Origin of the sequence: Jeongeupia wiesaeckerbachi (assembly GCF_050916355.1) — a bacterium.
In the GTDB taxonomy this organism is placed as follows: Bacteria; Pseudomonadota; Gammaproteobacteria; order Burkholderiales; family Chitinibacteraceae; genus Jeongeupia; species Jeongeupia wiesaeckerbachi.
Genome location: NZ_CP136946.1, coordinates 806379 through 829627, shown reverse-complemented (window position 1 = coordinate 829627; position 23249 = coordinate 806379). Strand labels below are relative to the sequence as shown.

16 protein-coding genes are annotated in these 23249 nt (G+C 64.4%); 14 read left to right on the top strand and 2 right to left on the bottom strand.

The features are described from left to right. Positions 1–85 precede the first annotated feature (85 nt). Positions 86–703, bottom strand: a complete 618-nt coding sequence (locus R0382_RS04095; protein ID WP_432722547.1) for a c-type cytochrome — start codon at positions 701–703, stop codon at positions 86–88. 100 nt (positions 704–803) lie between these two features. On the opposite strand from R0382_RS04095, the gene yihA reads away from it, so the two are divergent. From yihA to R0382_RS04035, 12 genes are all read left to right on the top strand, one after another. Beyond that, the gene (gene yihA / locus R0382_RS04090) at positions 804–1454 is read left to right on the top strand and encodes a ribosome biogenesis GTP-binding protein YihA/YsxC (RefSeq protein WP_432722545.1); all 651 of its coding nucleotides are present in this window, start codon (positions 804–806) and stop codon (positions 1452–1454) included. Positions 1455–1817: 363 nt separating this feature from the next. Further along, a complete protein-coding gene (locus tag R0382_RS04085) occupies positions 1818–2201 on the top strand; it encodes a response regulator (RefSeq protein ID WP_203537820.1) in 384 nt (127 codons plus the stop codon). 41 nt (positions 2202–2242) lie between these two features. After that, positions 2243–2605, top strand: coding sequence for a response regulator transcription factor (locus R0382_RS04080; RefSeq protein ID WP_432722543.1), 363 nt, complete (start codon positions 2243–2245; stop codon positions 2603–2605). Positions 2606–2617: 12 nt separating this feature from the next. Further along, the gene (locus R0382_RS04075) at positions 2618–3121 is read left to right on the top strand and encodes a chemotaxis protein CheW (RefSeq protein WP_432722541.1); all 504 of its coding nucleotides are present in this window, start codon (positions 2618–2620) and stop codon (positions 3119–3121) included. A gap of 36 nt (positions 3122–3157) precedes the next feature. Next, positions 3158–5326: a methyl-accepting chemotaxis protein gene (locus tag R0382_RS04070; protein WP_432722539.1), complete on the top strand. Its 2169-nt coding sequence runs from the start codon at positions 3158–3160 to the stop codon at positions 5324–5326. Between the two features lie 78 nt (positions 5327–5404). After that, complete coding sequence (locus tag R0382_RS04065; RefSeq protein ID WP_432722538.1) at positions 5405–11212, top strand: Hpt domain-containing protein; 5808 nt, start codon at positions 5405–5407, stop codon at positions 11210–11212. A 222-nt stretch (positions 11213–11434) separates the two neighbouring features. Next, entirely contained in the window at positions 11435–12712 is a 1278-nt protein-coding gene (tyrS, locus tag R0382_RS04060; RefSeq protein ID WP_432722536.1) for a tyrosine--tRNA ligase, read from the top strand. 15 nt (positions 12713–12727) lie between these two features. Next, positions 12728–13039 (top strand): cupin domain-containing protein, encoded by a 312-nt coding sequence (locus R0382_RS04055; protein ID WP_432722535.1) that lies wholly within the window; start codon positions 12728–12730, stop codon positions 13037–13039. 50 nt (positions 13040–13089) lie between these two features. Further along, the gene (gene pdxY, locus R0382_RS04050) at positions 13090–13947 is read left to right on the top strand and encodes a pyridoxal kinase PdxY (protein WP_432722533.1); all 858 of its coding nucleotides are present in this window, start codon (positions 13090–13092) and stop codon (positions 13945–13947) included. A 74-nt stretch (positions 13948–14021) separates the two neighbouring features. After that, positions 14022–14546, top strand: a complete 525-nt coding sequence (locus tag R0382_RS04045) for a hemerythrin domain-containing protein (RefSeq protein ID WP_432722531.1) — start codon at positions 14022–14024, stop codon at positions 14544–14546. A gap of 1 nt (position 14547) precedes the next feature. Further along, entirely contained in the window at positions 14548–15732 is a 1185-nt protein-coding gene (locus tag R0382_RS04040; RefSeq protein WP_432722530.1) for an NnrS family protein, read from the top strand. A gap of 178 nt (positions 15733–15910) precedes the next feature. Then, positions 15911–17287: a NarK family nitrate/nitrite MFS transporter gene (locus R0382_RS04035; RefSeq protein ID WP_432722528.1), complete on the top strand. Its 1377-nt coding sequence runs from the start codon at positions 15911–15913 to the stop codon at positions 17285–17287. A 52-nt stretch (positions 17288–17339) separates the two neighbouring features. Here R0382_RS04035 and R0382_RS04030 read toward each other — a convergent pair whose 3' ends face one another. Continuing rightward, positions 17340–17837 (bottom strand): NAD(P)H-dependent oxidoreductase, encoded by a 498-nt coding sequence (locus R0382_RS04030; RefSeq protein ID WP_432722526.1) that lies wholly within the window; start codon positions 17835–17837, stop codon positions 17340–17342. A gap of 166 nt (positions 17838–18003) precedes the next feature. Here R0382_RS04030 and R0382_RS04025 point away from each other — a divergent pair, with 166 nt between their 5' ends. Both R0382_RS04025 and narH read left to right on the top strand, forming a co-directional pair. Next, complete coding sequence (locus R0382_RS04025; protein WP_432722524.1) at positions 18004–21699, top strand: nitrate reductase subunit alpha; 3696 nt, start codon at positions 18004–18006, stop codon at positions 21697–21699. Further along, complete coding sequence (gene narH / locus R0382_RS04020; protein ID WP_432722523.1) at positions 21696–23246, top strand: nitrate reductase subunit beta; 1551 nt, start codon at positions 21696–21698, stop codon at positions 23244–23246. Before R0382_RS04025 ends, narH begins: the two co-directional genes overlap by 4 nt. Positions 23247–23249 lie beyond the last annotated feature (3 nt).

Below are 23249 nucleotides of genomic sequence, written 5' to 3'. Positions count from 1 at the left end.
TTTTTTCGTAGTCATAAAGCAAAAAAGGGGCGTTGGCCGCCCCTCTTGGTGAGTGATTGCCGGTAAAGGTTCACCGGCGGGGCACTCAGTTCAGCGCCTGCATGTACTGGGAGACGGCCTTGATCTCGTCGTCGCTCATTTTCTTGGCGACTTCGGTCATGACGCTGTTGTTTTTGCGCTCGCCCGAGCGGAAGGCTTTCAGCTGCGCCTCAATATAGGCGCCATGCTGACTGGCCACGCGGGGATACTGGACCGGGATGCCCGTACCCGCCGGGCCATGACACGCCATACAGGCCGGCAGGCCGGTCTTGGCAAGGCCACCGCGGTAGATCTTCTTGCCCGCTTCGATCTGCGCCTTGTCCGACGCGCCCAGCGCTTTCGGCTGCTGGCTGGCGTAGTAGGCGGCGACGTTACGCATGTCGGCGTCCGAAAGCGTCGCGGTCATGCCGAGCATCACCGGGTTGTTGCGCTTGCCGGTCTTGAATTCGGTCAACTGCTTGTACAGGTATTGCTCGTGCTGGCCGGCCAGACGCGGATAAGTCGAGGCAACGCTGTTGCCGTCGACGCCGTGACAGGCGGCGCAGACCGTTTCGGCCTTTTGTTTGCCCGCGGCGATATCGACCTTGGGTTGATCTGCGTAGGCAGCCGGTGTGGCCAACCACAATGCTGCTGCAACGAATGCTGCGACAGGCGCGCTGCGCATAGCTCTGCTCCCTCAAGCGATAGCGGTTTCCGGCTCTGGGCGCCGGTTTGCAACCAAATCCTGCTATTCTATAACAAGACTTTTTACCAAACAAAATACCATGACGCTGTTCCGCGGTTTGCAGTTCCTTACTACCGTCAACGATTTATCCGCACTGCCTCAAGAGGGCCTTGAAGTTGCTTTCGCCGGGCGCTCGAATGCGGGCAAGTCCAGCGCGATCAATACGCTGGCGAATCACACCCGGCTGGCGTTCGTTTCCAAGACGCCGGGTCGCACCCAGCACATCAACTACTTCGATTTCGGTGGCGAGCGCCGTCTCGTTGACTTGCCCGGCTACGGCTACGCCGAAGTGCCGGCCAATGTCCGTGCCCACTGGGAAAAATTGCTGGGTCATTACCTGGTCAATCGCGACAACCTGATCGGCCTCGTGCTGATCATGGATGCGCGTCGGCCACTGACCGAGCGTGACCGGCGCATGCTCGACTGGTTCTTGCCGACCGGCAAACCGGTGCATTGCCTGCTGACCAAGTCGGACAAACTGAGCAATCAGGAAAAAATCAAGACCCTGCGCACCGTCGAGGCCGAGTTCAAGGGCGATCCGCGTGTGACTGTTCAGCTGTTCTCCAGCCTGAAGAAGCAGGGGGTTGAGCAGACTGAACAGGTGGTCGGTGCCTGGTTTGCTGCGGCGCAACGGGCCGAGCAGGCGGATGACGAAAATGCTGACGGCATCGGGTCGACGGACGGTCTCTGAATCGCCTTGCACTTTGAAGGCACCTTCCTATCTTGGAAGCTAGGTGCGCCCCTGCACCTCCCGCTTTTCCTCCCTGAGCGGGTGCCCCGGCTGCGTGCCGGGGCGTATGTATACCCCGGTCATTCTCCCCTTGGGCCGGGGTTTCTTTTTTGCTGCTGCGCGTTTTCTTCTGCCGGTTCGGTCGCAACTGAAAATCAGGGTTGTCTGATTTAAACATCGGCTTTTCCGGTTTTTCCGGCAGGACTTGGTGCCTGCAAAATTCCGCCGGTATGATCGAACGTACGAAAAATCCGTGCGTCTCGTTCGCCGGAGCGAATAAAAAGGGCCGTCGCCGAGTACGCTTGGCCCGCAGGGAGGAGCACCATGTCGGAACTCGCCGGGGTCAAGGTGATGGTGATTGATGACAGCAACACCATCCGCCGCAGTGCCGAAATTTTTCTCGGGCAGGCCGGTTGCGAGGTCATCCTGGCCGAAGACGGTTTCGATGCACTGGCCAAGATCAGCGATCACCAACCGCAACTGATCTTCGTCGACGTGATGATGCCGCGCCTCGACGGTTACCAGACCTGTTCGCTGATCAAGAAGAATCCGCGCTACAAGAACACGCCGGTGATCATGCTGTCGAGCAAGGATGGGCTGTTCGATCGCGCCCGCGGTCGCATGGTCGGTTCCGACGAGTATTTGACCAAACCCTTCACCAAGGACAGCCTGCTGGCCGCCGTCGGCGAGCACGTGCAGCAACGCTGAGCCTTTCTTTTACCTATCCGTAAAAAGCGAACACTACCGCCATGGCCATCAAGAAAATCCTGATCGTCGACGACTCGCCGACCGAGCGCCACTTCCTCGGCGAACTCCTGACCAAGAACGGTTTCACCATCGTCACGGCCGAATCCGGTGAAGACGCGGTGGCCCGCGTCAAGGAACTGATGCCCGACCTGATCCTGATGGATGTGGTGATGCCCGGCATGAACGGCTTTCAGGCAACGCGCACGATCACTCGCGATACCGACACCAGCCACATTCCGGTGATCATGTGTACGTCGAAGAACCAGGAAACCGACAAGGTCTGGGGCAAGCGGCAGGGCGCGGCCGAATACGTGGTCAAGCCGGTCGACCCGCAAGAGCTGCTGTCGAAGATCGCGGCGCTGTAAACGGAGTCGATCATGGCCAAGCGGATCAGCCTGCGCGAGTATCAGGAAGGGGTAGTGGCCCGGCTCAAGAGCGCCGCGGCGACCGCTCAGGTCAACGCCCGTCTGGGGATACGCATCGGCCAGGACAACTGGCTTGTCGATCTGGCCGATGTGGCCGAGGTGATGCCGGTACCGCCGGTGTCGCTGCTGCCGCTGTCGCAGCCCTGGTTCAAGGGCGTGGCCAATATGCGTGGCAATCTGGTCAGCGTATCGGATCTGTCGGCTTTTTTCGGCGGTCCGGCATTGATCGCCTCGCCGCTGGCTCGTTTGATGCTCCTGCACCCACGACACATCCTGCATTCGGCAGTATTGGTCGAGCGCATGCTCGGCTTGAAGCATTTGTCCGATTTGAGCGAGGAGGAGGCGGTACACCCGCGGGCCTCGACCGCTTACCGCGACGCAGCCGGGCAGCGCTGGCTGGCGCTCGACGTGGCCGCTTTGGCCAGTGACCCCGGCTTCCTGCAAGCCGGGCAATAACAGACAACGATCGGAATACGGGAAGAGACGCGCATCATGGCCTTGAAACTGGATCGCCTGAAAAACCTGTTTGGCAAGAAGACCGGGGCGCAGGCCGGCAAGGGATACGATTCGCTGAAAACGACGTGGATCCTGGAAAAAATGCGTCTGCCCGACGTTGACGAGGCGCGCGTTCTGAAACCGCTGCCGCTGGTGGGGCATTTGCCGAGCCGGCAGCAGATGGCGATTTTCCTGCTGGGCCTGATCGGCGCGGTCGCGCTCTTTGCCATCGTGGCGCTGCTGTCGTTCCAGTCGTCGAACCGCAATGCCGAGCGGCGCTCGACCGCGACCGAGATGGAAATGCTGTCGCAACGGATCGCCCGGGCGTCGACGCAGGCGGTGCAGGGCAATGCCGAAGCGTTCACGGTGCTGGAAGATTCATACAAGAAGTTTGGCGACAGCCTCGACACGCTCAAGCACAGCGGTACGTTCTTCGGTCTGTTTGGTGTCGGACAGAGTGATCTGCTCGACAGCATCAGCAATACCTGGAACACCAGCTACGCGCCGAATCCGAGCCATCCCAGCGTCGATACCATCCTCAAGCAAAAGCCGGCGCTGATTTCCATCGGCAAGAGTGTCAGCGGGATCAACAACAGCGACGCCAAGCTGCTCGAGCTGACGCAGCAGTTCACCTCGATGCTCGGCGAGACCGGCGGCAATGTGCGCGAGCTCGATTACGCCAACCAGCTGTCGATGCTCAGCCAGCGGATGGCGAAGAACGCCAACGCCATGTTGGCCGGCGAGCTGATCAACCCGGAAGTGGTCTTCCTGCTCGGCAAGGACGTGTCGACGTTCTCGGACATCGTCAAAGGCTTCAACGACGGTAGCGACGAGCTGCAGATCCGCGCGGTATCGAGCTCGGCGCTGGCCGACAAGCTCGGTGAAATCCGTGCGCTGTTCCGCGATTTCGAAGTGGTCGTCAGCGCGTTTTCGAAGAATATGCAGCCGCTGGTGAACACGCGTCTGGCCAACCAGGCCATCGTTCGCGATTCGGAGTCGCTACTGAAAGACACCACCGCGCTGGCCGAAGCGTACGAGAACAAGGTCGGCGGCATGCTGATCACCGTGCTTGAACTGGCACTGATTCTCGTCGCGCTGCTGTCGCTGTATCTGCTGGTCCGCGTGTTCAACCAGGAAGCCGTTCGCCGCCGCGTGGCGTCGGAAAACGAAAACAAGCGTAACCAGGAAGCGATTCTGCGTCTGCTGAACGAAATGGCCGACCTCGCCGACGGTGACCTGACCATCCGGGCTTCGGTGACCGAAGACCTGACCGGCGCGATCGCCGACTCGGTCAACTACACGATTGAAGAGCTGCGAGCGCTGATTACCGAGATCAACCGCGCGACGGACCAGGTGACGCGCGCGACCGACGATGCGCAGGGCGTATCGAACGGCCTGCTCTCCGCTGCCGCACGTCAGTCGAACGAAATTGCCGACACCACTGGCACCGTCGAACAGATGGTGCGCTCGATCCAGGGCGTCTCGGGCAACGCGGCCCAATCGGCCGACGTGGCACAAGCATCGTTGCTGGCGGCCGAGAAGGGCTCGGACGCGGTGCAGAACCAGATCAAGGGCATGAACGAAATTCGCGAGCAGATCCAGGAGACCGCGAAGCGAATCAAGCGTCTGGGCGAGTCGTCGCAGGAAATTGGCGAAATCGTCGAACTGATTTCGGACATTACCGAGCAGACCAACGTGCTGGCGCTGAATGCGGCGATCCAGGCTGCCGCCGCCGGCGAAGCGGGCCGAGGCTTCTCGGTCGTGGCCGAGGAAGTGCAGCGGCTGGCCGAACGCTCGGCCGAAGCGACCAAACAGATCGGCGCGATCGTTAAAACCATTCAGACCGACACGCACGACGCCGTCGCGGCAATGGAAGTCTCGACCCAGGGCGTGGTCGAAGGCGCCAAGTTGTCCGACGCTGCCGGTGCGGCACTGTCGGAAATCCGCCGAGTCACTGGCGAGCTGGCGAAGCTGATCGAATCGATCGCGCATGAAACCGAGGACCAGACCGGTCTCGCGGCCCGCGTGAATGCATCGATGCGCGACATCCTGTCGATTACCGAGCAGACGTCGAGCGGCACCCAGCAGTCGGCACAGATTGTCGGCCAGCTTTCCGGCCTGGCGCAGGACCTGAAGGACTCGGTGTCCGGCTTCAAGCTTTCCTGATCCAACCTGCCTGAAACGGGGACCGCGCTGGTCCCCGCCTCCGCCCGATTCGCCGGGCCAAGACGAAGAGAACCCGCCATGAGCGTTCATACCGAATTTGACCGCGGCTCGCTGGTCTGGGTGAAGAGCGAAATCGACCAGACGCTGAATCGCGCGGCCGACGTCCTCAGCCAGTTCCGCAACGAGCCCGACGCGGCGTTGCTCAAGCACGCCCAGACCCACTTGCACCAGTGCGCCGGTGCGCTGCAGATGGTCGAGCTCGACGGGCTGGCGCGTTTTTGCGAGGAAATAGAACAACTGGTCGCCAAAGTCGCCGCCGGAGAAGTCGGAGACGACGCGTTGCCGCTGGTGCAGGCCGCCGTTCAGGACGCGGGGCGCTATCTGGAGCGTATCGCCGCTGGCGCGCCGAACGTGCCGCTGCAGCTGGCATCACGCTTCGCCGAACTCGCCGCAGTGTCCGGCAGGCCATCGGCCGCGGTCGAGCTGTTTTTCCCCCGTCTCGGCGACCTGAGCTTGCCGGCCGGCCTGCCTGCACGCAGCGTCGACGCTGCTGAGCGTGACGGCTACGTCAAACAGCTTCGCAGCCGCTACGAATCGGGCTTGTTGCGCTGGATTCGCGGCGATGCCGCCGCCGCCTCGCAGATGAGCCGGGCGCTCGCCGAACTGGCCGCCGCACAGGCCGGTGGTCTGGCGCGGGCGTTCTGGTGGTGTGCCGCGGCGGTGACCGAAGCGCTGCCGACCGGCAGCGACGTCGACGCCAAGCAGTTGCTGATGCGCTTGAATCTGCAGCTCCGGCGCCTTGCCGACGGCTCGACCAAGGTTGCCGAACGCTTGTTCCGAGACCTGTTGTACGTGCTGACGGTCTCGGACGCACCAAGTGCGCTGGGCCAGCACCTGCAGCAAGCCTTCGCACTGAATGCATTGCTGCCGGATGGCAATGCAGGCATGTCATCGGAAAACGAAGCGCTGATCATTCAGGCCGCCGCGCTGCGCGACGAGCTGGGGACTGCGCGCGAAATCTGGTCGCGCACCGCCGGCGGGCAGCACGAACGTTTACCGGCGCTACAGTCCGAGCTCGCCCGGCTGGCCGCAGCCAGCGTGCCGCTGCAGATCCAGTCGCTGCCGATCTTGTGGGACGCGATGCAAAGCGCCTGCCGTCGCTATGCCGACCTCGGCGTGGTCGAGGCCGATGCGCTGGAAATGGCCACCGCCTTGCTGCTGGTCGACAACGCGCTGGCCAATTATCCGCGCCAGGCGAGCGATTTTTCCGAACAGGTCGCCGCCATGGTGGCCCGTCTGGCCGAGCCAGGCCGGGACGGCGACATTCCGCATCTGGATACCATCAGCCAGCAGGCGCAAGAGCGGCTGCTGCGCGCCCAGCTGGCGCAGGAAATGCGCAGCAATCTGCGCCATGTCGAAGAAGTGCTCGACGCTTATTTCCGCGCTCCCGAGTCGGAAAACGGTCTGGCCGAACTCGATGCTAGTCTGCGCCAGACGCTCGGTGCGCTGGCCATGCTCGAGTGCGACCGCGCGGTTCGCCTGCTTGAAGTTTGCCGGCAACGCATCGCCGAATACGCGGTCAGCGAGGTGGCGCCTGCGCAGCATGCGCTTGAAGAGCTGGCTGAAGCGTTTTCGAGTCTCGGGTTCTACATCGACGCACTGGAAGCCGGCCGGCCGGATCCCGACCGGCTGATCGCCGTGTCGCTGGCGCGGCTGTGTGGCGAGGCGGCGGTTGTCGAGGCGCCGGCCGAACAGGTGCTCGAAGTCGAGGCGCCACTGGCCGCCGTCGTCGCGGCACCCGCGCCCGAAACGGTCGAAACCAGGTCGTTGCCGCAGACCGACGACGCGATCGACGCCGAGCTGCTCGACGTCTATCTCGAGGAGGCCGTTGAAGTGCTGGCAACGATTGCCGGCCAGCTCGAGCGCTGCCGTGCGTTTCCGGCAGATCGCGACGCGATGACGGTGATCCGCCGCGGCTTCCATACCCTGAAGGGCAGTGGCCGCATGGTCGGGCTGAACCAGCTGGGCGATGTGGCGTGGGCTGTCGAACAGGTGATGAATAAATGGCTGCAGGATGAAGTTCCAGCGTCGCCGGCGCTGCTCACCCTGGTTGCCGATGCGCATGACGCCTTTGCCGGCTGGGTCCGCGAGCTGGGCGAGACCGGCGCGGCGCGCGTTGAGGCCGACGCGCTGGTGGCCGTCGCCGATGCGCTGCGTCACGGTCCAAGCCAGACCGCCGCGCCGGCTGCGGAGCCCGCGGCAGTCCAGGCCAACGACGCCGACGAGGTGCTGATCGGCGAGGTGACCGTCTCGGCCGCGCTGTTCGCGTTGTTCCGCGACGAAGCGCAGCGTTATATGGAAACGCTGCGCGAAGGCCAGCGTGCGCTGCGCCATGGCGAACCGCCGAGTGCCAATGTCGAGCTCGCTGCGCATACGCTCGGCGGCATTGCATCGACGGCTGGGTTGCGGTCGATGGGCGAACTGGCCTATGCCATTGAAAACGGCCTGCAGTCGCTGGATCTGCAGCTGGCGTATCACGCCGACGCGCTTATCGACGCGGTCGACTTCCTCGGCGACATGCTGGACGCCGTGGTCGCATTGAACCCGCCGGCCGATCCGGCCGCGCCGCTGGCTACACTGGCGGCCTTGCACGACGAACTATTGACGATCGATTTCGACGTGCCGGCTGCGCCCGAATCGCACGACGGCGACATCGGCGAATTGCCGCTGCTCGACGGTGAGGCGCTGTTGGTCGCGCCGCTGCTTGATGGCGAGCATGACGAACAGATTGAATTGCGTCTGCTTGACGATGCCAGCGCCGAGCAAGTGGCTGATGCCGACGTGGTGCTCGTGGCGCCGTCGGCCGACGACTTTGTTCTGGATGTTTCCCTGCCGGACGGGCAGGCGGACGACGATGCCGTGCTGCTGGCGCCGCCGGACGATGACGGCTTTACGCTCGATCTCGATGGCTTGCTCGATCACGACATTGCGTCGTTGCCGGCGGATATCCTCGCGGTCGGCGTGAGCGAGGCGTCGCTCGATGCCGTCGAGGCACCGAGCGACGACGGATTCGACATTGCGCCGGTGAGCGACGCCGAAACGCCAGGCCCAATCGATCTGATCGAGGCCGCGTCTATCGAGCCGCTGGCAGTCGAAACCGCGGTGGCGGACGAGCTCGCAGTGTTCGACGTCGCCGCCCAGCCCTTAAGCATCGACGGATTCGACATTGCGCCGGTGAGCGATGCCGAAACGCCAGACCCAATCGAACCGATCGAGGCCGCGCCTGTCGCGCCGCTGGCAGTCGAAACCGCGGCGGTGGACGAGCTCGCAGTGTTCGACCTCGTCGCCGAGCCCCTAAGCGTCGACGGATTCGACATTGCACCGACAATCGACGCCGAAGCGCCGGGCCCGCTCGAGCCGATCGATGCCGCGCCTACCGAGCCGCAGGCAGTTGAGATGGCGGAGGTGGATGCATTCGCCGCGTTCGATGTAACTGCCGAGCCGATGGCGGATGACGTTCAGCTGGATGCCGATCTGGCGGTGACGATCGACGCCGAACTGGCCGAGGAACTGTATAGCGACCGTCTGGCCTTGCCGTCCGGTGATGCGGCCGACGATGAGTCGCCATTCGCATCGTTGCTGACGACGCAAACCGAACGTCGCGACGAACTCGACATTGGCGTCGTCGACGATATCGACGAACAGTTGCTGCCGATTTTCATCGAGGAAGCCGACGAGTTGCTGCCGCAGCTCGAAGCCTGCCTGCGTGCCGCGCGCGAAGCGCCGGATGAAGTGGAAACCAGTGCGGCGCTCAAGCGGGTACTACATACGCTGAAGGGCAGTGCGCGGATGTCGGGCGCGATGCGCCTCGGCGAGGCGACGCACCGGATGGAAAGCCGGCTGCTGGCGGCGACCGGCACGCCGGGCCTTGCGCTGCTCGACGAACTCGATGCCGATTACGACCTGATCGTGTCGCTGTACGACACGCTGTGCGGTCGTGGTCAGCCGCAAGTTGCGGCCGAACAGGCACAGCCGGCCACGGCGCCGCAGTTCCTGCTCGGCGCCGCCGAGCCGGACGCGAAGACGACGATCCGGGTCAAGTCCGAACTGGTTGACCAACTGGTCAACCAGGCCGGTGAGGTGGCGATCGCCCGGTCGCGGATCGAGGCCGAAATGCTGTCGCTGAAGGGCTCGCTGCTTGAATTGACCGAGAACGTCGGCCGTTTGCGCGGCCAGCTGCGCGAGCTGGAAATCCAGGCCGAGAGCCAGATGCAGGCGCGTTCGCGCGAGATCGAAGACAGCCACGGCAACTTCGATCCGCTTGAATTCGACCGCTTCACCCGTTTGCAGGAAGTCACCCGCTTCATCGCCGAAAGCGTCAACGACGTCGCGACGATCCAGCACAGCCTGCTGAAGAACCTCGACGACTCCGCCGGTGCGCTGACGGCGCAAGGCCGGATGACGCGCGAGCTGCAGCAAAGCCTGATGCGCGTGCGCATGGTGCCGTTTGCCAGCGTGTCGGACCGGCTGTACCGGCTGACGCGCCAGACCGGCAAGGAGGTCGGCAAGAAGGTCAACCTCGAGCTCAAGGGCGGGCGCGTCGAAATCGACCGCGGCGTGCTGGAGAAAATGATCTCGCCGTTCGAGCACATGCTGCGCAACGCGATCGACCATGGCCTCGAGCCCAGCGATGTGCGGATGGCGGCGGGCAAGTCCGAGTTCGGCGAAGTGCTGGTTGAAGTCCGCCAGGAAGGCAACGAGCTGGTGCTGACCTTGAAGGACGACGGCAAGGGCCTCGACTACAGCCGTATCCGCGCCAAGGGCGAGGCACTGGGTCTTGTTGCGCCGGGCAGTGATGTGGCCGACGCGACGCTGGCACAACTGATTTTCGAGCCGGGCTTTTCGACCGCGGCCAACGTGACCCAGCTGTCGGGCCGTGGCATCGGCATGGACGTGGTCAAGAACGAAATCGGCAACCTTGGCGGCAGCATCGAAGTCGCCAGCAAGCCGGGCTCCGGCACGACGTTCACGATCCATCTGCCGCTGACGCTGGCGGTGACGCAGGTGCTGCTGGTCAAGGCCGGCGAGCGCCAGTTCGCGATTCCGTCGGTGATGATCGAGCAGGTGCAGGAACTCAAGCAGGCGCCACTGGCCGAGCTGTACGCCAACCGCATCCAGCACTGGATGGGGGCGAGCTACCCGTTTGCCTACTTCCCGCGGCTGATCGGCGACGCCGAAACGGTGCCGGAACAGAAGCGCTTCTCGACCGTGCTGCTGCTGCGCAGCGGTGCGGCGCGGATGGCGCTGCATGTCGATGCACTGATCAAGAACCAGGAAGTCGTCGTCAAGGCGATCGGCCCGCAGCTGGCGCGGATTCCCGGCGTCGCCGGTGCAACGGTGCTCGGCAACGGCGACATCGTGCCGATCATGAACCCGATCGCGCTGCTGGCGCGCGGCGAGGTCGCCGCCGTCGGCCAGCGCGTCGAAGTGGCGCCGGCGCAGCTCGAAACCACGCCGGTCGTGATGGTCGTCGACGATTCGCTGACCGTGCGCAAGATCACCTCGCGCTTGCTGGCACGCGAAGGCTTCCAGGTCGTGACCGCCAAGGATGGCGTCGACGCGCTGCAGCAGCTGCAGGACGTGACGCCGGCGGTGATGCTGGTCGACGTCGAAATGCCGCGCATGGACGGCTTCGAGCTGACGCGTAATGTGCGCAACAACGAAGGCACGCGCACGACGCCGATCGTGATGATCACCTCGCGCACCGCCGACAAGCACAAGAACTATGCGTTCGAACTGGGCGTCAACGTCTTCCTCGGCAAGCCGTATCAGGAAGACGAGCTGCTCGGCCACATCCGCCGGCTGATCGCCGCCGCGACGATCTGATCCATCGGTCGTCGATACAAAGGGCACGGGCTTTCCCGTGCCCTTTGTCATGCTGCTGTGCCGATCGGCGCGGATGACCGCGAATTTGCGTGCTTTGTGCACGAAGGCCGCGCACCGACGGGGCGACTGCCTTTATCATTGCGGGTGAATGCGCGCCGGCGTGACCGGCGCGCGCGTCTTTTCCGGCCCGCCAGCGCGCGTGCCGCAAGCCAGGAAGAAACGATGTCCACGCAAGCACTGATCCAGCAACTGCAAGAACGCGGGCTGATTGCCCAGGTTACCGACACCGACGCCCTGGGCACGCTGCTCGATAGCGGCCCGGTCACGCTGTATTGCGGTTTCGACCCGACCGCCGACAGCCTGCACCTCGGCCACCTCGTGCCGGTGCTGGTGCTGAAACGCTTCCAGCTCGCCGGCCACAAGCCGATCGCGCTGGTCGGCGGCGCCACCGGCATGATCGGCGACCCGAGCTTCAAGGCGACCGAGCGCAAGCTCAACACGCCCGACGTGATCGCCACCTGGGTCGACCGCATCCGCACCCAGGTCGAACCCTTCCTGAGCTTTGACGGCGAGAACGCCGCGATCATGGCCAACAACCACGACTGGTTCGGCGCGATGAACGTGCTCGATTTCCTGCGCGACATCGGCAAGCACTTCTCGGTCAACGCGATGATCAAGAAGGAGTCGGTGCAGCAGCGGATCGACCGCGACGAGTCCGGCATCTCGTTCACCGAATTCAGCTACAGCCTGCTGCAGGGTTACGACTTCGTCGAGCTGAACAGCCGCTACGGCTGCCGCTTGCAGATTGGCGGTTCGGACCAGTGGGGCAACATCACCGCCGGCATCGACCTGACCCGCCGCCGCAACCAGCAACAGGTGTTCGGCCTGACCTTGCCGCTGGTGACCAAGTCCGACGGCACCAAATTCGGCAAGACCGAGGGCGGTGCGGTATGGCTCGACCCGAAGAAGACCTCGCCGTACAAGTTCTACCAGTTCTGGCTCGGCACCGCCGACGCCGATGTCTACAAGTTTCTGCGCTACTTCACCTTCCTGTCGATGGCAGAGATCGCCGCGATCGAAGCCGACGACAAGGCGCGCGACGGCAAGCCCGAAGCGCAGCGCATCCTCGCCGAAGCGGCGACCGCGCTGGTGCACGGTGACGACGCGGTGGTCGCGGCCAAGCGCATTTCGCAATCCTTGTTCAGCGACAGCCTGGCGTCGCTGACCGAGGACGACTTCGAACAGCTGGCGCTCGACGGCATGCCGACGATCAGCCTGCCGAAAGCGACCGGCCTGATCGACGCGATCGTTGCTGGCGAGCTGGCCAAATCGAAGAGCGAGGCGCGCACCTTCATCACCAGCGGCGCGGTCGCGATCAATGGCGCCAAGGCCGAATCGATCGAGCACGCCTTTGCCGATGCCGAGCGCCTGTTCGGCCGCTACACGCTGCTGCGTCGCGGCAAGAAGAACTACAGCCTGGTCGTCTGGCAGGAAGCCTGACCCGAGCGGCGAACGATGAAAATCATTCGTTCAAGCGCATTCACCGCCAGCCGGCCATGGGGGGCGCTCGACATCGCCAATATGGCCGGCATCACCACGCGTCTGCATTGGACCGACCAGCCCTACCGCTGGCATGTCAACGACGGCGAGGAGGTCTTTGCCGTGCTCGATGGCCGGGTTGAAATGCGCTATCGCAAGCATGGCGAGGAGTGCGCGGTGATGCTCGAGACGGGCGATATTTTCTACGCGTCGACGGGCACCGAGCATCTCGCCTGCCCGATCGGCGAGGCGCGCATTCTCGTCGTCGAGACCGCAGGCAGCGTCTAAGCCTTGTGGCGCGTGCCGACACCGTGCCGACCTTTTCCTGAGTTATCCGCATGAAACACGTCCTCAGCATCCAGTCCCATGTCGTCTACGGCCACGCCGGCAACAGCGCTGCGGTGTTTCCGATGCGCCGGCTTGGCGTCGACGTTTGGCCGATCAACACGGTGCAGTTTTCCAACCACACCCAGTACGGCCGCTGGGCCGGGCAGGCGCTCGAACCGGCGCAGATCACCGCGCTGGTCGACGGCATAGACGCGGTTGGCGAATTGCAGCGCTGCGACGCGGTACTGTCGGGCTATCTGGGCGCACCGGAGCAGGCGGCCTACGTGATAGCGGCGGTGCGCAAGGTCAAGGCCGCCAACCCGCGGGCGATCTATCTGTGCGACCCGGTGATGGGCCATCCGGAGAAGGGCTGCGTGGTGCAGCCGGGCATCCAGCAGTATCTGGTCGAGCACATGCCGGCGGTCGCCGACCTCATGGCGCCGAATCACCTGGAGCTGGAAAAGCTCGCCGGCCGCGAGATCGACAGCCTCGCCGACGCGCTTGCCGCCTGCCGCGACCTGATCGCGCGCGGGCCGAAGCTGGTGCTGGTCAAGCACCTCGACTATGCCGGCAAGCCGGCCGACGAGTTTGAAATGCTCGTCGTCAGCGAGACCGAAGCGTGGCTCGGCCGTCGGCCGCTGTATGCGTTCGATCGCCAGCCGGTCGGCGTCGGCGACCTGACGTCGGGCGTGTTCCTGGCGCGCCTGCTGCAGGGTGATGCGGTCCGCGCAGCGTTCGAGCACACGCTGGCCGCCGTCGATGCCGTCATGGCGACGACGCATGCCGCCGGCGAATACGAGCTGCAGCTCGTCGCAGCGCAGGACGAGATCGCCGCGCCGCGCCGTCATTTCGCCGCCATCGCGGTCTGAACGTAACAATGCCGGCTTGCACGCCGGCCTTGTTCGGATAAAAATGATGCATTGAAAATACTTCTTTAGGCGCCGTGCGCAATCCCTTTGCCACCGAGGCCGTGGGCTTCGATACCCCAATCGCCATGCTGGTCGCCTGTCACGACCGGGTGCGACACTATGCCGGGCTGTTGCCCAAGCTGGCCGACCACCTTGCCGCGCACGGTATCGACGCCGAGGCCGTACGCGCTGCGGCATCCATCCTGCGCTACTTCGACATGGCCGCCCCCTTGCATCATCAGGACGAGGATGACGACCTGTTTCCGCTGCTGCGCGAACGTGGCGATGCGGCCTTGCGGGCGCGCATCGATGCGATTGCCGCCGAGCACGATGGCCTGAGCGCGCAATGGCAAGCCTTGCGGCCGGCCTTGCAGGCGCTGGCGATCGGGCAGAGCGCAACGCTCGACCCGGATGCCGTCCGGCGCTTTGCCCACGATTACCCGGCGCACGCCGAGCGGGAGGAGCGCGAGCTCTATCCGCATGCCGCGCGCCTGCTCAATGCCGATGAACTGGATGCGCTGGGCCGGCTGATGGCCGCGCGCCGAACCGACAAGGACTGACATGAAGCGACTCTGGGACGCGCCGCACCGCGCGGCATTCTTTTTTGGCGGCATTGCCGCCGTGCTGGCGCTGGCGTGGTGGGCGGCCGAGATGGTGCTGCGGCTGTCCGGCGGCTCGACGCACAGCGCGATTCCGGTGATGTGGCTGCACGCCGATCTGATGCTGTTCGGCTTCTTCCCGCTGTTCATGCTCGGCTTCATCTACACCGCCGGGCCGAAGTGGCTGAACGTCGCGCCGCCGCCGCTGGCGGCGTGGGCGCCGGCGATCCTCGGCTACACGACCGGCACGGTACTGCAGCTGATCGCCTTGCGCTGGACCGTCGCGTGGTCGCTCGGCGATGCGATGCACTGGATCGCCTGGATGGGTGCGACGCTGCTGTGGATCGGCCGTATCCGTGCCAGCCGGGTGCCGGACAAGAAACACGCCACCGCCGTCGTGTTCGCTTTCGGCCTTGGCGCGATCGCGCTGGCGACGATGACCGGCGTCTCGTGGTTCGGCGTTGCCGAGGCGTTTCAGCCGGCGGTGACGCTGGGCGTCTGGGGCTTCCTGCTGCCGGTTTTCCTTGCTGTCAGCCACCGGATGATCCCGTTCTTCTCGGCCAATGCAATCGCCGGCTACACCGCGTGGCGCCCGGGCTGGCTGCTTGCCGCCTTTGTCGTGCTGCCGTGGGCGCACGGCGGTTTCGTGCTGATGCAGTTCAATCCGGCTGCCGTCGATGCGCTGTTTGCCGCGCTGCTGTTGTACACCAGCTGGCGCTGGCGCCTGTTCGCATCGTTTGGAAACCGGCTGCTGGTGATGCTGCATGCATCGTTTGCGTGGGCCGGCATCGCGCTGCTGCTGTTTACCGTCCAGGACATTGCCGACGCGCTTGGCCGGCCCTTGTTCGCGTTCGCACCGCTGCATGCGCTGACGATCGGCTTTTTTGCGACGATGCTGCTCGGCTTCGTCACCCGGGTGACGATGGGGCATTCGGGGCGGCCGCTGGCGGCTGGCGCGGTGACCTGGACCGCCTACTGGCTGCTGCACGGCGTCGCGCTCGCCCGTATCGGCAGCGAACTCTGGCCACAGGCGCAGTTCGCCCTGCATGCCGCGGCGGGTTGCGCGGCGCTGCTCGCCTTCGTGATCTGGGCGGCGCAGGCCTTGCCGGTCTATCTGAAGGCGAGGGCCGACGGCCAGCCGGGCTGAGCGTCCCTAGTCCGAAAGGACTAGCCGGACCGGCCATTTGGCCCGCCGCGACCGCGGCGGATGGCGAATGGTCCGATTGCGCGGCCGGGGCTACATTGCGTGCAATGGCTTCCTGCGGGAGGCTGTACTACCGTTCAAAACACGCGGCGCGTCGGCGCCCGCCAACGGGGATAACGCAATGTCCAATGCCTTGATCAAACGCTGGGAGCCCGAAGATCCGGTCTTCTGGCAGGAAACGGGTTCACTGATCGCCAAACGCAATCTGTGGATTTCGATTCCGTGTCTACTGCTGGCCTTCTCGTGCTCGATCGTCTGGAGCATCGTGGTGCTGAAGATGCCGCTGGTGGGCTTCTCGTACACCAAGGACCAGCTCTTCCTGCTGACCGCCTTGCCGTCGCTGTCGGGCGCGACGCTGCGGATTTTCTACAGCTTCCTGCCGTCGATGATGGGCGGGCGCAAGTGGACGACGATCTCGACCGCATCCTTGCTGATTCCGGCGATCTGGCTCGGCTACGCGGTGCAGGATCCGACCACGCCGTATCCGGTGATGCTGATCATCGCGCTGCTGACCGGTTTTGGCGGCGGCAACTTCGCCAGCTCGATGGCCAATATCGCCTACTTCTTCCCGAAGGCGCAGAAAGGCTACGCCAACGGCATGAACGCCGGCCTCGGTAACCTCGGCGTGTCGATTGCGCAGTTCGTGATGCCGCTGGCGATTACCGTTGGCATGTTCGGCGCCTTTGGCGGCAACCCGCAAGCCTTGCCGAATGGCGGCGAGATCTGGCTGCAGAATGCCACCTTCGTCTGGGTACCCTTCGTCATTGCCGCGACGCTGGCTGCGTGGTTCGGCATGAACGACCTCGCGTCGGCCAAGGCCTCGTTCGCTGAACAGGCGGTGATCTTCAAGCGCAAGCACAACTGGCTGATGTGCTGGCTCTATCTCGGCACCTTCGGCAGCTTCATCGGTTTTTCGGCCGGTTTCATGCTGCTGTCGAAAACCCAGTTCCCCGATGTCGATCCGACCAAGGTGGCCTTCATCGGCCCGCTGATCGGCGCGTTGATCCGGCCGCTTGGCGGCATGGTGTCGGACAAGCTCGGCGGCGCCCGGGTCACGCTCGGCATCTTCGTTGGCATGGTGGTTGCGGTGCTCGGCGTGCTGTCCTTCCTGCCCGGCGCCAGCGGAGCCGGCAGTTTCATGGGCTTCTTCCTGTGCTTCCTCGCGCTGTTCCTGCTTGCCGGGATCGGCAATGGCTCGACCTATCGGATGATTCCGACGATCTTTTCGACGCTGGCCATGCGTGAAGCCAAGGGCCGCGACGCCGCCTCGATCAAGGAGGCCGAGGCCGACGGTGCACGCGAATCGGCCGCCGCCGCCGGCTTCATCAGCGCAATCGGCGCCTATGGCGGCTTCATCATCCCGCAAACCTTCGGTTTCTCGATGAAAGCCACCGGCGCGGCCGAAGCAGCGCTGTATGCCTTCATCGTGTTCTACGTGTCGTGCGCGGCGCTCACCTGGTGGTATTTCGCGCGCAAGAACGCCGAAATGCCGTGCTGATGCACCCTGCCCGACGGCCAACAAAACCCCGCATCGGCGGGGTTTTGTTTTGTCAGGCCGGTGATTCGAGCAATTGCCGGTAGCGCTCGGCAAACGGGCCGACGACCGCAAGCGGCGTGTCGCCGACGTCGAGCAGCAGCGGCTCGGCCCAGACCATGCCGCATAGCTGGGCGGTGTCGTGCAGCGGCAGCATCAACTCCGCGGGCGCCGATGGCCCCCAGCGCGGGCTGGCGTAGCTGGCGACCACCTGCAGCGTCTTGCCCGCAAGCGGGTGCGGCTCGGCCAGCGCCCAGGCCGGGTCGAGCACCGTGTCGAGCCAGACCTTGAGCGACGCCGGCGGCGCGAACCAGTACAGCGGGAACTGCAGCACCAGCCGGCTGGCGTGTCGACAGGCCTCGCGCTCTTCGTCGACGTCGAAGGCGTTTTCGGCGATCAGCGTGTCGGCATGGTGCAGCGAGACGTCGCCGGCTTCGGCCAGCATCTCGGCCAGCCGGGCATGGACGACCGAGCCACCGAGGTGGGGATGGGCCAGGATCACGAGGTTGCGCATTGTTTCTCCTTGTGCCCGGCTAGTCACTTCGGACTAGCCGGGCTAAGCCGATTGCGCCGGGCCGCCTGATCGTGCGGCGAATGTTGTGCTCGTCCCGGCTGCCGTACGCTCGGTTCATCCATAGAAGCGCCTTCGCGCGCTGACCAGAACCGCAACCGGAGGCAGCATGAGCCACTTTCTGGACCGATTGAAATTCCTCTCCAAGACCCGCGACACCTTCGCCGACGGCCACGGCGCCGTGGTCAACGAAGACCGTCAGTGGGAAAACGGCTACCGCAACCGCTGGACCCACGACAAGGTCGTGCGCTCGACCCACGGCGTCAATTGCACCGGCTCGTGCAGCTGGCGCATCTTCGTCAAGAACGGGCTGATCACCTGGGAGCTGCAGCAGACCGACTACCCGCGCACCCGGCCGGACCTGCCGAACCACGAACCGCGCGGCTGTCCGCGTGGTGCTTCCTATTCGTGGTACGTCTACTCGGCGCAGCGCGTCAAGCACCCGATGATCCGCGGCCGGCTCGCGCGGCTGTGGCGCGAGGCCCGCAAGACCCTGGCTCCGATCGAAGCATGGGCGAGCATCGTCGAAGACCCGGCCAAGTCGGCATCGTACAAATCGGTGCGCGGCCTCGGCGGCTTCGTGCGCACCGGCTGGGACGAAGTCACCGAGCTGATTGCCGCATCGAACGCCTACACGATCAAGACCTACGGCCCGGACCGTGTGATCGGCTTCTCGCCGATTCCGGCGATGTCGATGGTCAGCTACGCCGCCGGCGCGCGTTACCTCGGCCTGATCGGCGGCGTGCCGCTGTCGTTCTACGACTGGTACTGCGACCTGCCGCCGGCCAGCCCGCAAGTCTGGGGCGAGCAGACCGACGTGCCCGAATCGGCCGACTGGTACAACTCGACGTATCTGATGGTGTGGGGCTCGAACGTGCCGATGACGCGCACGCCCGACGCGCACTTCTATACCGAAGTCCGCTACAAGGGCACCAAGACCGTCGCCGTATCGAGCGACTTCGGCGAAATGGTCAAGTTCGGCGACCTGTGGATGGCGCCGAAGCAGGGCACCGACGCCGCGCTGGCGATGGCGATGGGTCACGTGGTGCTGAACGAATTCCACAAGACCGGCGCCTCGGACTACTTCCGCGACTACGGCAAGCAGTACACCGACTTCCCGATGCTGGTGACCTTGCGCGCCAAGGGGGACGGCTTCGTCGCCGACCACTTCCTGCGCGCCTCGCAGTTGCCGGGCAATCTCGGCGAAGCGCAGAACCCGGACTGGAAAACGGTGCTGATCGACGCTGCCACCGGCGCGCTGACGGTGCCGAACGGCACGATCGGCTCGCGCTGGAACGAGGGCGAAGGCCGCAAGGGCAAGTGGAACCTCGAAATGCGGAACGTCGCCGACGGCGGCGAGATCGATCCGCTGCTGTCGCTCAAGGGCGCGCACGACGAGGTCGCCTCGGTCGGCTTCGACTACTTCGGAAGTGAAGCCGAAGACCTGCTGTTCCGTAATGTGCCGGCCAAACGCGTAACGCTGATGGATGGTTCGAGCGCGCTGGTCGCCACCGTTTACGACCTGCTGCTGGCCAACTACGGCGTCGACAACGGCATGGGCGGTGGCAATGTCGCGACCTCGTATGCCGATGACGTCGCCTACACTCCGGCGTGGCAGGTCAAGCACACCGGAGTGCCGGCGATCGACGTCGAGACCATCGCGCGCGAGTTCGCCCAGAACGCCCACGACACGCACGGCAAGAGCATGGTCATCGTCGGTGCGGCGCTGAACCACTGGTTCCACAACGACATGACCTATCGCGGCATCATCAACCTCTTGATGATGTGCGGTTGCGTCGGCCAGAGCGGCGGCGGCTGGGCGCACTACGTCGGCCAGGAAAAGCTGCGCCCGCAGCCGGGCTGGACACCGCTGGCGTTCGCGCTCGACTGGCAGCGCCCGGCGCGCCAGATGAACGGCACCTCGTTCTTCTACGCCCACACCAGCCAGTGGCGGCACGAGAAGCTCTCGGTCTCCGAGATCCTCGGCCCGAGCGCTGATGCCTCCGCGTACAAGGACCTGTCGCTGATCGACTTCAACGCCAAGGCCGAACGGATGGGCTGGCTGCCGAGCGCGCCGCAGCTCGAAACCAACCCGCTCGACGTCGTCCGCCAGGCCGAAGCGCTTGGGCGCAATCCGGCCGAGTTCGCCGCCGAACAACTGAAATCCGGCCAGCTCAATATGAGCTGTGACGACCCGGACAATCCGAAGAACTTCCCGCGTAACCTCTTCGTCTGGCGGTCGAACCTGCTCGGCAGCTCGGGCAAGGGCCACGAGTATTTCCTCAAGTATCTGCTCGGCACGCAGAACGCCGTGTTCTCGGATGAAAACGATGCGATCACGCCGTCCGAGATCAAGGTCCGCCCGGCCGCCGAGGGCAAGCTCGATCTGTTGACGGTGCTCGACTTCCGGATGAGCACGACCTGCCTCTACGGCGATATCGTGCTGCCGACAGCGACGTGGTACGAGAAGGACGACCTCAATACCTCGGACATGCATCCCTTCATCCACCCGCTGTCCGAAGCCGTTCAGCCGTTGTGGCAGAGCAAGACCGACTGGGAAATCTACAAGGCCATCGCCAAGAAGTTCACCGAGATCGCCGGCCCGTATCTGGGCGTGCAGAAGGATCTGGTGCTGACGCCGCTGATGCACGACAGCCCGGGCGAACTGGGTCAGCCGTTTGCGCCGAAGGACTGGAAGAAGGGCGAGTGCGAGCTGATTCCGGGCAAGACCGCGCCGAACATGACCGTGGTCGAGCGCGACTACGCCCGCATCTACGAGAAGTTCACCACCATCGGCCCCTTGCTGAAGAACGTGAACAACGGTGGCAAGGGCATCTTCTGGCAGACCGGCCATGAAATCGACGAGCTGGCCGCGCTGAACGGCGTTGCCGCCAACGGCCAGCCCAAGCTCGATACCGCGATCGACGCGGCAGAGATGATCCTGACGCTGGCGCCGGAAACCAACGGCCACGTCGCGGTGAAGTCGTGGGCCGCGCTGTCCGAGGTCACCGGTCGCGACCACACGCATCTGGCGAACGGCCGCGAGCATGAAAAAATCCGCTTCCGCGACGTGCAGGCGCAGCCGCGCAAGATCATTTCGTCGCCGACCTGGTCGGGCATCGAGAGCGAGGAAGTCAGCTACAACGCCGGCTACACCAACGTCCACGAGCTGATCCCGTGGCGCACGCTGACCGGCCGCCAGCAGTTCTATCAGGACCACCGCTGGATGCTCGACTTCGGCGAAGGCTTTGCCGTCTACAAGCCGGCGATCGACCTGAAGACGGTGCAGCCGATGCTCGGCCGCCAGCCGAACGGCGAGCAGGAGATCGTGCTGAACTTCATCACGCCGCACCAGAAGTGGGGCATCCATTCCACCTACTCGGACAACCTGCGGATGCTGACGCTGAGCCGCGGCGGCCCGCACGTGTGGCTGTCGGAAACCGACGCGAAGAAGGCCGGCATCGAGGACAACGACTGGATCGAGGTCTTCAACGTCAACGGCACGCTGACCGCCCGCGCCGTGGTCAGCCAGCGCGTGCCGGAAGGCATGACGCTGATGTACCACGCGCAGGAAAAGATCATCAACGTGCCGGGCGCCGAGCAGAGCGGCAAGCGCGGCGGCATCCACAACTCGGTAACGCGCACGGTGACCAAGCCGACACACATGATCGGCGGCTACGCGCAGCAGGCCTACGGCTTCAACTACTACGGCACCGTCGGCGCCAACCGTGACGAGTTCGTCGTGATCCGCAAGATGAAGAAGGTCGACTGGATGGAAGGCCCGCTCCAAGGAGAAAAAGCATGAAGATTCGCGCCCAGGTAGCGATGGTGCTCAACCTCGACAAGTGCATCGGCTGCCATACCTGTTCGGTCACCTGCAAGAACGTCTGGACTTCGCGCGACGGTGTCGAGTACGCGTGGTTCAACAACGTCGAGACCAAGCCCGGCATCGGTTACCCGAAGGAATGGGAAAACCAGAAGAAGTGGAAGGGCGGCTGGAAACGGCTCCCGAACGGCAAGCTCGAACCGCGTCAGGGCGGCAAGCTGCGTATTCTGGCGCAGATGTTCGCCAACCCGAATCTGCCCGAGATCGACGACTACTACGAGCCGTTCACCTACGACTACGACCGGCTGCAGAACGCGCCGGAAGTGCAGACGCCGCCGACGGCAAGGCCGGTGTCGGTGATCACCGGACGGACGATGGACAAGATCAACTGGGGCCCGAACTGGGAAGACGACCTCGGCGGCGAGTTCGCCAAGCGTTCGAAGGACCAGCTGTTCGAGGACGTGCAGAAGGAGATGTACAGCACGTTCGAGAACACCTTCATGATGTATCTGCCGCGGCTGTGCGAGCACTGCCTGAACCCGGCCTGTGTCGCCTCGTGCCCGTCGGGCTCGGTGTACAAGCGCGAGGACGACGGCATCGTGCTGGTCGACCAGGACAAGTGCCGCGGCTGGCGCATGTGCGTGTCGGGTTGCCCGTACAAGAAGATCTATTACAACTGGCAGAGCGGCAAGGCCGAGAAGTGCACCTTCTGCTTCCCGCGCATCGAGGGCGGCCAGCCGACGGTGTGCTCGGAATCGTGCGTCGGCCGTATCCGCTACCTCGGCGTCATCCTCTATGACGCAGACCGGATCGAATCGGCCGCCAGCGTCGCCGACGAAAAGGATCTGTACAAGGCGCAGCTGCAGGTCTTCCTCGACCCGCATTCGGACGCGGTGATCGAAGAAGCCCGCCGTCAGGGCATTCCGGATTCGTGGCTGACCGCCGCGCAGAAGTCGCCGGTCTACAAGATGGCGATGGAATGGAAGGTCGCCTTCCCGCTGCACCCGGAATACCGCACCTTGCCGATGGTCTGGTACATCCCGCCGCTGTCGCCGATCCAGTCGGCGGCCGAGCGCGGGCTGATGAACCAGAAGGGCCTGCTGCCCGACGTCAGCGAAATGCGCATCCCGGTTCGTTATCTGGCCAACCTGCTGACCGCAGGCGACGAAGCGCCGGTGCTGTCGGCGCTCGAACGGATGCTGGCGATGCGCGTCTACATGCGCGGCAAGTCGGTGCACGGCAGCGAAGACCTCGACGTGCTGAAGCAGGTCGGGCTGACGCAGGCGCAGGTCGAGGACATGTACAAGATCATGGCGATCGCCAATTACGAGGACCGCTTCGTGATTCCGAGCAGCCACAAGGAAGAGGTCGAGGACAGCTTCAACGACAAGGCCGCCTGCGGCTTCACCTTCGGCAACGGCTGCTCGGGCGGTACCTCGCCGCAGGGGCTGTTCGGCGCACGCAAGGAAGGCTCGGTGATCTTCGTCGACATGCCCAAATCGCGTAAGAACAAGGCGGAGGTGTAAACC